This window comes from Mycobacterium sp. E1715, from assembly GCF_001667625.1.
Lineage (GTDB): Bacteria > Actinomycetota > Actinomycetes > Mycobacteriales > Mycobacteriaceae > Mycobacterium.
Map to the genome: position 1 here is coordinate 1 of NZ_LZJJ01000124.1, position 12,334 is coordinate 12,334.

13 protein-coding genes and 1 tRNA gene are annotated in these 12,334 nt (G+C 67.9%); 8 read left to right on the forward strand and 6 right to left on the reverse strand.

The window, feature by feature from the left end:
• Together A9X03_RS06795 and A9X03_RS06800 are read left to right on the forward strand one after the other, a co-directional pair.
• On the forward strand, window positions 1–1,071 hold a 1,071-nt coding region (locus A9X03_RS06795; protein WP_068260271.1), incomplete at its 5' end, for a TDT family transporter.
• 210 nt (window positions 1,072–1,281) lie between these two features.
• Window positions 1,282–1,461, forward strand: coding sequence for a hypothetical protein (locus tag A9X03_RS06800; RefSeq protein ID WP_067760351.1), 180 nt, complete (start codon window positions 1,282–1,284; stop codon window positions 1,459–1,461).
• Here the strand turns inward: A9X03_RS06800 and A9X03_RS06805 are convergent, their stop codons facing one another.
• Window positions 1,462–2,946 carry an amidase gene (locus tag A9X03_RS06805; RefSeq protein ID WP_068260274.1) on the reverse strand — a complete coding sequence of 495 codons (1,485 nt, stop codon included), beginning with the start codon at window positions 2,944–2,946 and terminating at the stop codon, window positions 1,462–1,464. It abuts the gene before it with no gap.
• A 62-nt stretch (window positions 2,947–3,008) separates the two neighbouring features.
• Between A9X03_RS06805 and A9X03_RS06810 the strand changes: the two genes are divergently transcribed.
• The 5 genes from A9X03_RS06810 (at window position 3,009) to A9X03_RS06830 (ending at window position 6,648) form a co-directional block, all read left to right on the forward strand.
• Window positions 3,009–3,875 (forward strand): alpha/beta fold hydrolase, encoded by an 867-nt coding sequence (locus A9X03_RS06810; protein WP_197499183.1) that lies wholly within the window; start codon window positions 3,009–3,011, stop codon window positions 3,873–3,875.
• Window positions 3,876–4,037: 162 nt separating this feature from the next.
• Entirely contained in the window at window positions 4,038–4,685 is a 648-nt protein-coding gene (locus A9X03_RS06815) for a trypsin (RefSeq protein WP_068260277.1), read from the forward strand.
• Window positions 4,686–4,835: 150 nt separating this feature from the next.
• Window positions 4,836–5,303, forward strand: coding sequence for a lipoprotein LpqH (locus A9X03_RS06820; RefSeq protein WP_067760345.1), 468 nt, complete (start codon window positions 4,836–4,838; stop codon window positions 5,301–5,303).
• A 40-nt stretch (window positions 5,304–5,343) separates the two neighbouring features.
• Complete coding sequence (locus A9X03_RS06825; RefSeq protein WP_068260281.1) at window positions 5,344–6,330, forward strand: MAP_0585 family protein; 987 nt, start codon at window positions 5,344–5,346, stop codon at window positions 6,328–6,330.
• A gap of 78 nt (window positions 6,331–6,408) precedes the next feature.
• Entirely contained in the window at window positions 6,409–6,648 is a 240-nt protein-coding gene (locus tag A9X03_RS06830) for a hypothetical protein (protein ID WP_067282847.1), read from the forward strand.
• Window positions 6,649–6,658: 10 nt separating this feature from the next.
• On the opposite strand, the gene A9X03_RS06835 is transcribed toward A9X03_RS06830, so the two are convergent.
• Both A9X03_RS06835 and A9X03_RS06840 read right to left on the reverse strand, forming a co-directional pair.
• Window positions 6,659–7,552, reverse strand: a complete 894-nt coding sequence (locus A9X03_RS06835) for a lytic transglycosylase domain-containing protein (RefSeq protein WP_067784046.1) — start codon at window positions 7,550–7,552, stop codon at window positions 6,659–6,661.
• Window positions 7,553–8,598: 1,046 nt separating this feature from the next.
• Window positions 8,599–8,802 (reverse strand): cold-shock protein, encoded by a 204-nt coding sequence (locus A9X03_RS06840; RefSeq protein ID WP_067282851.1) that lies wholly within the window; start codon window positions 8,800–8,802, stop codon window positions 8,599–8,601.
• Between the two features lie 305 nt (window positions 8,803–9,107).
• Here A9X03_RS06840 and A9X03_RS06845 point away from each other — a divergent pair, with 305 nt between their 5' ends.
• The gene (locus A9X03_RS06845) at window positions 9,108–9,890 is read left to right on the forward strand and encodes a DUF732 domain-containing protein (RefSeq protein ID WP_067784045.1); all 783 of its coding nucleotides are present in this window, start codon (window positions 9,108–9,110) and stop codon (window positions 9,888–9,890) included.
• Between the two features lie 532 nt (window positions 9,891–10,422).
• Here the strand turns inward: A9X03_RS06845 and A9X03_RS06850 are convergent.
• From A9X03_RS06850 to A9X03_RS06860, 3 genes are all read right to left on the reverse strand, one after another.
• Window positions 10,423–11,190, reverse strand: coding sequence for a DUF4383 domain-containing protein (locus tag A9X03_RS06850; RefSeq protein ID WP_197499235.1), 768 nt, complete (start codon window positions 11,188–11,190; stop codon window positions 10,423–10,425).
• 208 nt (window positions 11,191–11,398) lie between these two features.
• Window positions 11,399–11,473, reverse strand: a tRNA-Thr gene (locus A9X03_RS06855).
• A gap of 28 nt (window positions 11,474–11,501) precedes the next feature.
• On the reverse strand, window positions 11,502–12,218 hold the full coding sequence (locus A9X03_RS06860) for a hypothetical protein (RefSeq protein ID WP_067761423.1): 717 nt from the start codon (window positions 12,216–12,218) through the stop codon (window positions 11,502–11,504).
• Window positions 12,219–12,334: the final 116 nt, after the last annotated feature.

Consider the following 12,334-nt stretch of genomic DNA (forward strand, 5'->3'; position numbering starts at 1 on the left):
TTCGCCTCGGTGATGGGCACCGGCATCGTGGCCATCGCCGGCGCCACCCTGCCCGTCCACGTGGTCGGGTTGCGCGCATTCGCCCAAGTGGTCTGGGTGATCGCCGCCGTCCTGCTCGTCGCGCTGATCGTCGTGGTGGGCGGTCACTGGCTACGTCACCCCACCGTGGCCCGTACCCACGCGCGCAACCCGCAGATGGCGCACTTCTACGGCGCGGCACCCATGGCCCTGATGACGGTGGGTGGGGGAGCGGTGCTGGTCGGCAGGGACCTGATCGGTGGGCGCATCGCCGTCGACCTGGATTGGGTGCTCTGGACCGGGGGCACGCTGGGCGGGCTGTTCACCGCGGTGAGCATTCCCTACCTGATGTTCACCCAGCACAATGTCGAGCCCGACGCGGCGTTCGGGGGCTGGCTGATGCCGGTGGTTCCGCCAATGGTGACCGCGGCCATGGGGGCGCTGCTGCTGCCACACATGACGGCGGGCACCGGGCGCGAGACCATGCTCTTCGGCTGCTACGCGATGTTCGGGCTGTCGTTGCTGGCTTCCCTGAACATCATCGCGATGATCTGGGCCCGCCTGACGCTGTACGGGACGTCAGGCTCGGCGCGCGTGCCCACGCTGTGGATTGTGTTGGGCCCACTCGGGCAATCCATCACGGCCGCAGGTCTTTTGGGGGCCTGCGCCGGACTGGCCGTTGATCGCGAACTGGCCGAGAACCTGAACGCCTTCGCGATCCTCTACGGAGTCCCGGTCTGGGGCTTCGCGGTGTTGTGGATCGCGCTGGCGACCGCGTTGACCGTGCGCACACTGCGGCGCGGGATGCCGTTCGCCCTGACGTGGTGGAGCCTGACCTTCCCGGTCGGAACGTTCGTCACGGGCACCTCCCAGCTCGCCGGCCACACCCACCTGCCCGCGTTCCGGGTGGCCGCGGCCGTCGCGTACGCCGGGCTGCTGTTCACGTGGTTGCTGGTGGCTGTGCGGACCGCTCGCGGGAGCCTGCGCGGAAACCTGCTCAAGCTGCCGCCGAGCAACGTGCCGGTCAAGGCCAGCAAGGAACCGGTGTCCTGACCAAGGCCGTGGGCGTTTCGATCCCCCGGGTCGGCGGGTAGGCCTCCATGAGCCGATCGGAGGCTCGGTGTCGGACACCAGCGGGCCGCCGGGGCGCGGCACCGGCCAGTGGCACGTCCGAGCGGTTCACGCCGGTCGAGCCGCCGCAACGTTTGACGCCGGCAGAACCGTCTGGGGCGCAAACACGAAGCTTGACCAAGGAGGTTAAGGATGCGCGCTGAGGAAGGCGACGAAACCGTCAAGGACTACGCCGCGGAGGGGAAACAGGCTCTCGGCAGGATCAAGTCATCCCAACGGTCGGGCAACCGGTTTGGCGACGTCGCCAAGCGGTTCGCCAGGCTTTGGGGAGGCGACCGCGCGGCCGAAGACGGGCCCGGCGAACCGGGCTAGTCACACCGACGCCGGATACCGGTGAGCCCACGGACTCGCCTCTTCGAGTTGGGCCGCCAACCGGAGAAGATCGCCGTCCGCGCCGAGCCGGCCCACCAACTGCACACCGAGCGGGAGTCCGATGCCGGTCCAATGCAGCGGCACGCTTATCGCGGGACGCCCGGTGAGGTTGGCCAGCTGCGTGTAGGGCACCCAGCCCAGGCTCTCCTGGATGAGCTGATCGAGAATCCCACTGCGCGCCATGACTTTTCCCGCATGCAGCGTGCTCGCGACGCGGGCCACCCGTTGCAGAAGGCGCGGCGTCGCGGTGGCCCCGATGCGCAGCGGCGGGGTCGCGAGAGTTGGGTTCAGCAAGCAGTCGAAGCTTTCGTGGAACGTGGCCAGGGACCGGATGTGCTCGTTGCGGTTTTCCAGCGCGAAGATAGGTGCCAAAACGCCGGTGGCCCTGGCGAGTTCACTCACGGCCAAGGTGTCGGCCTCGAAATCGCGGTCGCGGGCGCCGGTGCGTTTCCTGGCGTCTGCGACATGGTGGTAGAGCTGCGCGAACCAGATGGTGAGGAAGTCACGGGCCAGGGCGGCGTCGTCGTACGGGGGCGGCACCTCCTCGACGTGATGCCCCAGATCGTTGAGGAGGCTCGCCGCCCGTTCCACCGCGGCGACGGATTCCCGGTCAGGATTCGGGTTGATCGCCGAGGACCAGGAGTACCCGATCCGCAGCGCGTCCGGGCGACCCTTGATGTGATCGGCGAAAGTGCCTCGCGGAAGGGCGACTTCGTAAGCCGCATGCGGATCACGGCCGACGATCGCGTCGCATAGCGCGGCGCTGTCACGTACGGTGCGTGAAACCACACCCTGGGTGACCATCCCGAACATCGGCTCGCCCGTCTGCGGGCCGTAGGGCGACAGGCCCCTACTCAGCTTGAGGCCGACGAGCCCATTGCAGGCGGCGGGGATGCGGATCGATCCGCCTCCGTCGTTGGCACCCGCGGCCGGAACGATCCCGGCCGCGACCGCCGCGCCGGACCCGCCCGAGGATCCGCCCGGAGTGTGCCCGGTGTTCCACGGGTTGCGCGCCGGACCCCAATAATCCGATTCCGTCACGCCCTTGGCCCCGAACTCGGGGGTGTTGGTCATCGCGAAGATCACCAGTCCCGCGTCCAGGAACCGCTGAGTGACCAACGCGTGTCGGTCGGCCACGTCGTTGGCCAGCGACCGGGAACCGCTCGAGGTCGGAAAGCCGCGGTACTCCTGAGCGAGGTCTTTGATCACGAAGGGCACGCCGGCGAACGGCCCGCTCAGGTCCGGATCGGCCGCCCGGGAGTCCGCGACGTCGCCCAGCCGGCGAACGATCGCGTTCAACCGTGGATTGACCGCGTCCGCTCGTTGCCTCGCCAGTGCGAGAAGTTCGGAGGCCGTGATCTGCTTCGCCGCCACCAGTTCGGCCAACGCGGTCGCGTCCAGGGACATGTACTCGTCAAGGTTCATCGTTTTCTCCTCCGGACGCCCCGGTGCATCGTATTGAAGCGGCTTAGTATCACCAGATGCCGATGGCAGTCGAACCGTTTTCAATCCAGGGGCCCGGTGGCGTCCGAATCGTCGCGGACCGACTGGGTGATCCTGACGCGCGGGCCGTGGTGTTCCTGCACGGCGGCGGACAGACCCGCCGCTCGTGGGGCAAGGCCGCTGCCGCCGTCGCGCAGCGCGGCTGGCAAGCCGTCACCGTCGACCTGCGCGGCCACGGCGAATCCGACTGGTCCGACGAGGGTGACTACCGTGTCGTCAGCTTCGCCGGCGACGTCGAGGAGGTGTTGGGCACCCTGCCGCCGCAGCCGGTACTCGTCGGCGCCTCTCTGGGTGGGTTCACCTCGATGCTGCTCGCGGGCGAGCTCGCGCCGGGCATCGCGAGCGCGGTCGTCCTGGTCGACATCGTCCCGAACATGGACCAGTCCGGGGCCAATCGGATCCACGCCTTCATGTCCGAGCGGGTGGAATCGGGCTTCGCCTCGCTTGACGAGGTCGCCGACGCCATCGCGGAATACAACCCGCACCGGCCGAGGCCGACCGATCTGGACGGGTTGACCACGAACCTGCGCCGTCGCGGCGATCGCTGGTACTGGCACTGGGATCCCCAGTTCATCAGCGGGACCGCGGCTTTCCCGCCATTCGAGGTCACCGACCCCGATCGGATGCACGCGGCAGTCGACGCGATCCTGCGCGGCGGCGTGCCGATGCTGTTGATCCGGGGCCAGATGAGTGACCTCGTCAGCCAGGAACGCGCCGACGAATTCCTGGAGCGCTTCCCACAGGTCGAGTTCACCGACGTTCGCGGTGCGGGGCATATGGTCGCCGGTGATCGCAACGACATCTTCGCCGACGCCGTGCTGGGCTTCCTTGCCCGTCATGTCGGCGGGTGATCGTCGCTTCCTGGACGAAAGTTGTTGCCTCTTACAGTATCCACTGCGTTTTGTCGCCCTAGTCAATATGCTGCGGTGCGATGCCGCCTTCGGCGAACCACCCAGGCGGCTGAAACCCGCTGGCGCTGTTAACATGCTGCCCGACACTTCAAGAGAGGCGGCGTGGCCATGCGGTGGTTGCGAGGGTTGGGCTTGGTCGGTGCTGTGGTCGTCGCCGCGACGACGCTGGCGAACCCGGCGCGAGCCGACGGCGGAGTGACGCCTGGCATCAAGGTGGAAGACGAAAACAGCTCGTGCACAGCGGGTTTCGCGGCCCAGGGCAATGACGGCAGTTATTACCTGATGACCAGCGGCCACTGCGACGCCCATGACGGTTCGTTGTGGACGTACGGGAATGACGTTCCCCTGGGCAAGATCACCGCCAGCGAGAAAGAGGGCGACACGAAGGACGCCGCTATCATCCTCCTCGACCCGAGCGTCGGTGCGCCGTCGGGTGATGTCGGCGGCAGGTACGTGGTCCGGGATGTGTTGAGTGCGCAGCAGATTCGCGAAGGTATGCCTTTCTGCAAAGTTGGCGCGGTTACCGGTGAAACCTGTGGTTTCGTCAAACACGTCGAGAATGGGGTGGTAACCGCCAGCGTGTTCAGCCTCAACGGCGACAGCGGCAGCCCGGGCTTCGTGAAGAACCTCGACGGCACCGTGAGCGCGGTTGGCCTGCTGATGTCGTCACCCGACGGCGACGACTACACGACCGACTTCGCGCTCATCGATCCGCTGCTCGGCAGCTGGGGATTACGCGTTCTCCCCTGAGAGATGCCGCGTCCCCTGCGTCTTTAACCCAGCGTTTACGACGGCCGGGCACCGGGTATCCGGCGTCCCGCGACGTCGGTGAGGGCTAGCCACGTTGGGGAAGCCAATGAGTTGTGCAGTGCGACACCAGCGACACGAAGGGAAGCATTAGTGAAGCGTGGGATTGTCGTCGGCGTGGCGGGCGTGGCCGTGGTGGCCGCAGCATGCGCCGGCTGTTCGAGCAATAAGTCAAGCACGGGGTCGTCTGGCTCGTCGACGCCCTCGGCGTCCGGCCCACAGGTCATCGTCGACGGTCAGACGCAAAACGTCAGCGGCCAGGTCACGTGCACCCCGTCGGGAGACAACACCAACATCGGCATCGGTGATCCGACGGCCGGGGTCGGCGCGGTGGTCAGCAACGCCAACCCCCCCATCGTTCATTCGGTCGGGCTCGGCAGCGTCAACGGCATCACGCTCGGCTTCTCGGACGCGGCTCCCAACCAGGGTGGCAACGCGGGCGCCGCGGTGAACGGGAAGGCCTACGCGATCAAGGGCACAGCGACCGGGCTCGACATGAGCAACCCGCAGCAACCGCAGCAGGTGACCAAGTCATTCGAGTTGAACGTGACATGCCCGTAGTGCAGGCGATCGATAGCCAAGAGGGGACGCAGCTATGTCTATGAAACGTGTCGTCAGTGCGGCGGCGGTCGCGGCGGGGTTGAGCCTCTCCACGGTCACGCTGAACGCGGGCTCGGCCTTCGCGGCCCCACTCGACCCCCCACCGCCGTGCCCCGGTTGCCATGGCGGTGGCGGCGGGGGAAACCCCGGCGGCGGTGGCGGAGGAAACCCCGGCGGCCCCGGCGGCCAGCAGGGCGGCGGCCCCGGCGGCCAACAGGGCGGTGGTCCCGGCGGCCAGCAGGGCGGACCCGCTGGAGCGCCGGGCGGGCAGAACAATCCACCCCCGGGTGGGCATGGTCAGAGTCCGCCCCAGGGTGGCCAGAACAACCCGCCGCAGCAGGGTGGGCCGAACAACCCGCCGCAGCAGGGTGGGCCGAACAACCCGCCGCAGCAGGGTGGGCAGAACAATCCGCCGCAGGGCGGCCAGAACTCGCCGGCGCCCAACGAGCACTGGCAGAACCCGCAGCAGGGCGGCCCGGGCAACCAGCCGGGCGACCAGGGCCAGAACGGTCCCGGCGGACAGCCCAACTCGCCGGCGAGCGGGCACAACCCGCCACCGCCGGAGGGCAGGCAGGCACTCAACCCGCCGAGCACCCAGCCCCCGCACCAGCCGTACGTTCCGCGTGGGACGTACGTCAGCGGCAACGCCCAAATAGGCGGACCCGGCGACGCGCGGGCGGGTTTCAGCATCGTGGATCACGGGGCACCGCCCCCGCCGCCGCCTCGGGGGCACGGCTGGAACGACGGTCCTGCGCCCGGCCACCCGCCGCCCCATTGGGTGGGCGCGCCCCCTCCCGGGGGCTGGGACGGTCCGCCGCCCCCTGGTGGCTGGAACCGCCCGTGGTCCGGGCCGCCGCGCGACGTCGTCGTCGCGCAGGCCGATTTCGGGCCTTTCCAATACGACAGCTACACCGCCATCCCGGTCTTCAACTGGCAGTTCGGTGGTTGGGGCTTCTGGTACATGGGAGTCTGGGTTCCGCTCTACTGACGGTTCGACGGGCGCAGCCGGCTCGGCCGGCGTGCCCGTCGTCGGGCGGCGATCCGGAGGTCATGGCAGGCTCCGGGCATGGATGTGCGAGAAAACGTCCGCCGAGCCATCGACGTGATGACGGCGTGGACGTCCGACAGCGGCAACGAATTCGCCTGGAACCGGCTCGTCGAGAACGTCATCGACGAGCCGGATGGCGAAATCATGCTGCTGATGGGCTTCGTCAACCTGGCCGGCGAGCTGGGGATCAAGCTGGAGAAGGCCACGGGTCAAGACGTGCGATCGCACCTGCAGGACATCGCCCTGAAGTACCTCTGATCGACGCGGGCTACTGCGGGTGGGTCGCCAGATACTCCTCTACCGGGATCGGGGACGGCGCCTCGTATCCGATCGGGAGCAACACATCCCCGGCGGTGGTGACGTAATAGACGTCCCACCGGTAGTAGGTGGGGAAGGCGGCAGGATCATTCGCGATCAGTGCGGCGTATTGGTCCACCGCCCGGACGTATTCGTGGGCGTGGTTGTAGCCGTAGATGGCGCGGGCGGGGTCGCCGGCGAAGCCGTTGGCGGCCAGAAACCGGCCCGCCGCCATGATGCTGTCGCGCGGGGAGTGGACGTCACCACCCTGCCCGTACGTGGCGAACGTTGACGGCAAGAACTGCATGGGTCCTTGCGCGCCCGCGGTGCTCACGCCGTTGATGCTGCCGAAGCGCGTTTCGACCAGGTTGATCGCGGCCAGATAGTTCCAGCCGACTCCCGTCTCCGCTTCCGCCGCGTGGTAGTCGCCCACCAGTTCGTCGGCGGGAATGGGAGGCTCGATCCGCCAGGCGGGCAGCGTGCCCTTGGCGGGCGTCATCGCCTGGAGCTGGCGACGGGCATCGAGGTTGCGGTCGTAGACGTCGGCTAGCTCCGCCGGGATGCGCGGACGCGCGACCGAATCCCATTCGGGGTGCCGCGCGATGGCGCGATAGGCGGCCTGCTCGCGGTGCGCCGCTGCTACCAATGCCGGCTCCGGCGTCGACGAGTCACGCAGCGCGCGCTCGTCGGCGACGAGGTCGTCGGCCAGCTGAGCCGGGTCCGACGCCAGTTGGGGCTGCGCGCCGAGGGGTGGATTCGGTGCTGCCGCAACGGTTCTGGACGCGACAGGAGCCGCGGCCGCGGTGGTCGTGGAAGTCGCGATCGGCTTGGCCGTCGACACCGAGCAGCCGACGAGGGCGAACATGGCCGCGCCCAGCAGCGGCGCAGCGACTACACGGATCAAGTTCACAGTGGACACTTCCGTCGATTGCCCTGAACAGTCTTCCGCATGTCGCAGCGTGACATCAATGCGGTGATCGATATCGCGCGGTCCCGGCCGGCGAAATCGGTCGGGAAGGGCTTCAAGTTGCGACGAGCGGCCAGTCATTTCACACTTGAAGCTTCCCGGCAGACAGGAAAAGTTGCATGCCTGACGCACCGGCAGAATCGTTCGCAAGACGTACCGGCCGGGCTTCGGGCCGGGTGACGAGGTTCGTCCCTCGACTCATGGGGCCGGTGATGATCGCGGCAACTATGACCGCATTGGTCGCTCCACCCGAGACGCTCCCTCAGTTGCCGCCGGGATGCGCGATCGGTTGGACGATGGTGGGGGGTGTGTTGATCTACGTGCCCGACTGCTCGCATCGGTCGCCGGCTCCGCCACCCCCGCCGGACGGACCGCCGCCCAGTCCCGTTCCGCCTCCGCCTGAGTAGGCGCCGCAAGTCGGGTCATCGGGCCGTTGGTAGGCGCCGGTCTCACTGTGCCAGAACGGAACTGACGATCTGAAGCCCTCAGGGGGGTCGATCAAGATTGCGTCGTGGAGGCGGAATCCTTCTTGGGTCCGTCGGAGAAGATCGGAAATTGCACCGGTTCCGAATCACCAGCGGCGTGTGTCACGGCCTCGGGCTCGTAGCGGTGCGAAAACAGATCGGATGTCATAAGGCGGGGTCCTCTTGGGTTTGGCTTCGGCCCGACATGCGGGTGGAGCGAAGGGGGATCGATTCGTAGATGCGCTCATCTGCACAAGGAAATGGCTACGGGGCAGTGCGAACAGAACTGCTTCCACCAATCTACACGCACCCGGGAACCGCGCCTCTTGATCATGTTCGAAAGGGGGGTCCTCCTCGGCGGAGGCGGCGCCGTAGGGCTGCCCGGCGTCCGGCCGCCGCCGGGCGCAAGCCGCGGCCCCCCTCAACGCGCTGTGGGCTGGCGGGAAATCACCCACCAGCCCACTTGGGGTAGAACTCGCACTAGACGGCAGTTACTCCGACTGCCTGCGGACCCTTCGTCCCCTGCTCGATATTGAACTCGACTCTCTGGTTTTCCTCGAGGGATCGGTAGCCCGTCCCCTGGATCTCCGAGTAGTGGACGAACACATCTGCTGCGCCGCCGTCCGGAGCGATAAAGCCGAAGCCTTTTTCGCTGTTAAACCATTTCACAGTTCCCTGTGTCATACCTTCAACTTCTCTCATTTTCGAACGGATGCCGACGGGCATCCCCGGGCAGCCTAGCATGCCCGGCCCCGGCTACCCGTAATGCGGTGCGGCAGAGGGTTTTTCATGCCGCTTCCAGGGCTTACGGGTGAACCTGCCCTGGCGGCGAGACTCGCCGTGTCGGCGCATGTTCGAGGCTTCCGGCGGATGCCTCGCGGCCGCCCGGCGGCCTGGGCGAAGGCGGCGGTGTACGTGCGCCGCCTTCCGCTGGTCGGTCGCCTGTTTCGGGACTTGTGCCATGGTGCTGACACTCTCAGACTGGTGATATGCGCGACCGCGAGACGATCGATTCAGAATTGCGGCGCATCGCCCTTGGGCGCCGATCGGTTCGCGAGCGCGGCGGTCAGCCATCGTCCCGAGAGATCGACGAACTGCTCGACGAGCTCCTCGCCCACAGCACAGGGACCACTCGTCCCCACCCCGAAGACATGCGTGAAAGCGAGACGGTCGCCGACGTGCGGGGCGCCCGCGGGTTCGGCACCAAGCTCCGCGGGCTCGGGGGTGTGCGGCGCCGATTGAGTCTTCTCGCGGCGTTGCCGCTCTCGCTGGCCGCCCTCGCCGCCGCGGTTGTGGTGATGTTCGCGGTCCACCAACGGGATTCATCGGCGCAGCCGACCGAAACCCCGCCGTCGGCGGCGGCGCCGCCAAGTCGCATCGCGCCGGCGGCACCAGCTCCGCGGATCGAGATTGCCGACATGGCGTTCATCGCCGCGTTGAAGCATGAAGGCGTACCGTTTCCCAGTCAGGAATACGTAATGACCCAAGGGCATGCGGTCTGCGACTTCCTGGCGCACCAACCCAATTTCGCCGATGCGGTCGCATTCGTGCAGCGGTCATCGATTTGGGACGCCGACCAAAGCGCGGAAGTCACCGCCGGTGCCATCGTCGCGTACTGCCCCAAGTCTCAACCTGCAACGCCGGATGACATGCAGCCGGCGTATCAGAATGTTCTCTCCGATCTGCAGGCGATCGAAGGAAAGTTGCAAGGCATTCAAGGGGATCTGCAAGGCGTCCAGGGAGACCTCGAAGGCATTCCCGGCCACCCCTGAACCATTCCGCGTCTTCGCCCGGCGTGGGCACGCTTGGCGGCGGCGGAGCTTCCGGGGGCGGAGGCTGGGCCGGCGGAGGTGGCGCTGCGGGCTGGGGCGCCTGCGCGAGAACCACACAGCTATCGGACGGTGCGTCGTAGACGGTGCCTACGCCGCATTCAGCAGCGTTACTTACCGGCGGCGAGAACGCCGTCATGATGACAACCAGCGCGAGTGCGGCCGGCCCACTGAGTGCCAAACGATTAGCCATGCTGACCATCACAAATCTCCGTGCAGGCAAATCGTAGGCCGCGCCGCGTTGCTGCGAAAGAGGCCAAAATGCCCTTTTTGGCCCGCCGCCGCAGGTGCCGGCCCGTGTCCACAGCCGCACGTCGAACGGCCCTGATCCGCCGCCAAGCGTGCCCACGCCGCCACCGTCTTGGGGTGGTTATTACGGCCCCAGGCCATACATCTCGGCCAGCATTTGCGCGCCGATCCCGTTCGTCCACATCTGCGCGGGAATCTGACAGCTCCCGGTCTCACCCAGGCAGCTTCAGCGGCGGCGTAACCACACGATGACGCCGACGGCGGCAGCCAGGGCCACCACCACCGGCACAACGCCGCGGGATGGGGCTGCACCCGTCGCCCGAGCAACGAACTGGTTCGACCGGGTGGAGTTTTCGACATGAGGGGCCACGGGCTTAGTCGTTGCTTGGCTCCCCGATTGCTGGGGCGGATCGCGACGTGTCACCGGAACGTCGGCCGGCGGGACGGTCGACGGTGGGCGGGTTGCTTCCGTCCGGGGCGACGAACGTTGGGACGCTCCTTGCCGGGCTCCCATCCGCGAAGCGTTAGCCCGCACCGAGGGCGATGCGGCCTCGGGCTTGCGATCCGCCTGGTCGGCGTGGCCCCCATCGCGGTCACGGCGCCGCCGCGGCGCCCATACCTCGTCTCCCAGCTCGTCGGGAATCAGCCACATCAGCAGGGCGAAGTTCACCGCCGCCAGGACACCGTGCAGAACAATGTCAGCGGCGTGGAACCCCAGGGGCGTCGGAATCGCGCGCGCGGTTGCGACGCTGCTGAAAAACAGCAATAGCGTGTAGGCCACCGCGCTCCCCGCGGTGACGGTTACCGCGGTGCGGCGACTGCCGACGGCCAGAATGCCCGCCACCCCGAGCGCCAGCAGTATGCCGCTTTGCGCGGGCGTCGATGCCAGGCCGAGAACCGGGGCACCGGTCGGGCCGGCGTGCGGATGCAGCGCAGCCGACACCAACCCGGCGATGCCGAACGCGGACACCAGCACGCCCTCGGCGAGCAGCATCCAGCGCCCGCTGTGGAAACGCCCCGGGTCCATCGGGACCCTGCGCAACCCCGACGTCGCCCCCGGGACTGGCCCCGCCGTAACCGGCATCGCGCGACCTCCAGCCTGAACAACAATCGCTACGACATCGGCTACCCATTGCGCCCGGTTCTACTCAAGGGGCCATTGGCCGCGAGGTGGCCAGATACCCGACGCGCGAAGAGGCGCGTGGAGCCCCCTGTCAGGATTGAACTGACGACCGCTCGCTTACAAGGCGAGTGCTCTACCACTGAGCTAAGGAGGCGGGATCAAACCGGTCCAAGCCTAATCGGTCACTCGCCGCTGTCGATCACACGCGTGGAGCGCACCGACCGGGATGCGGGACGCCGGCGGCCCGGCAGCGGAATGCGGTCCGCGATGTTGCTCAGCGGATTGACCACCATGGTCAGCGCGACGACGGCGTCCTGCAGCGTGGCGATCGCGGGCTCCAGCGCTTCCATCCCGGGCGTCAACCGCGCCAGGGTGTCGGCGACGTCCGTGAGCTGGTCCAGCGGCCCATTCTTCGCCGTCAGTTTGTCGACCAGGCCGCCCTCGCTGAGCAGCCGATCGGCCAGGCCATCCTCGGCCAGCAGCCGCTCGATCAACCCGTCCTCGGCGACGAGCTGGTCGGCTAGCCCGCCGGGCTGCAGCGTGCGGTGCAACCCGCCGCCCTCCGCGGTCAGGCGGTCGAGCAGACCGCCCTCCGACGTCAGCATGTCGACCACCCCGCCAGGGCGCAGCAACCGGTCGATCGGCCCGTCCGGCGCCACCGCCCGCCCAAGGGGCGCGTCGTCGTCCAGCAGCCGGGCGAGCCGGTTGGCGCGGACGATCGCGTCGTCGAGCCCCCACATCGATGTCATGGCGGCCGATCCGGCGGTGCCGCCGTCGCCCAAAGCCCGCTTCGCCACACCCACCGCCGCGCTCGCGACGGTCAGGCTGGCGTCGGCGGCGGCAAGTCCGACGCGTGCCGGGGCGGTCGCGGTCGCGACGATCCGTGCGGCGAAGTTCATTCCACGAGTCTATTCGCGACGCGGCGGCGTCATCCGGCGCAGGTCCAAGCCGATGCGCCGATTCCTGGCAGACTATTATCAGAGTGTTGGCACTGAGCTCCCAGCAATCACACAAT

Coding starts and splice junctions, on each gene's coding strand:
- A9X03_RS06800 (WP_067760351.1), top strand. CDS start 1,282: ATGCGCGCTGAGGAAGGCGACGAAACCGTCAAGGACTACGCCGCGGAG.
- A9X03_RS06805 (WP_068260274.1), bottom strand. CDS start 2,946: ATGAACCTTGACGAGTACATGTCCCTGGACGCGACCGCGTTGGCCGAA.
- A9X03_RS06810 (WP_197499183.1), top strand. CDS start 3,009: ATGGCAGTCGAACCGTTTTCAATCCAGGGGCCCGGTGGCGTCCGAATC.
- A9X03_RS06825 (WP_068260281.1), top strand. CDS start 5,344: ATGAAACGTGTCGTCAGTGCGGCGGCGGTCGCGGCGGGGTTGAGCCTC.
- A9X03_RS06830 (WP_067282847.1), top strand. CDS start 6,409: ATGGATGTGCGAGAAAACGTCCGCCGAGCCATCGACGTGATGACGGCG.
- A9X03_RS06835 (WP_067784046.1), bottom strand. CDS start 7,552: ATGTTCGCCCTCGTCGGCTGCTCGGTGTCGACGGCCAAGCCGATCGCG.
- A9X03_RS06840 (WP_067282851.1), bottom strand. CDS start 8,802: ATGACACAGGGAACTGTGAAATGGTTTAACAGCGAAAAAGGCTTCGGC.
- A9X03_RS06845 (WP_067784045.1), top strand. CDS start 9,108: ATGCGCGACCGCGAGACGATCGATTCAGAATTGCGGCGCATCGCCCTT.
- A9X03_RS06850 (WP_197499235.1), bottom strand. CDS start 11,190: ATGCTGCTCGCCGAGGGCGTGCTGGTGTCCGCGTTCGGCATCGCCGGG.
- A9X03_RS06860 (WP_067761423.1), bottom strand. CDS start 12,218: ATGAACTTCGCCGCACGGATCGTCGCGACCGCGACCGCCCCGGCACGC.